Raw genomic sequence first — 282 nt, forward strand, 5'->3', positions numbered from 1 at the left:
GCGCCAGGAGCCGACGAAGGACGTGGCGAACAACGAAACTGCCTCGGGGAGCTGTAAGCAAGCTTTGATCCGGGGGTGTCCGAATGGGGAAACCCAGCTGTGGTAATTCGCAGTTACTCATACCTGAATACATAGGGTATGCAGAGGCAGACCAGGGGAACTGAAACATCTAAGTACCCTGAGGAAGAGAAAACAATAGTGATTCCGTCAGTAGCGGCGAGCGAACGCGGAACAGCCTAAACCAAGGGGCTTGCCCCTTGGGGTTGTGGGACGTCTCACATG

At 55.0% G+C, this 282-nt stretch carries 1 rRNA gene; it reads left to right on the forward strand.

Annotation, left to right across the window (positions count from 1 at the left end):
• Positions 1-282, forward strand: a 23S ribosomal RNA gene (locus AC0LWN_RS32775); the annotation flags it as partial.

Source organism: Paenibacillus sp. sgz302115 (genome assembly GCF_056120445.1).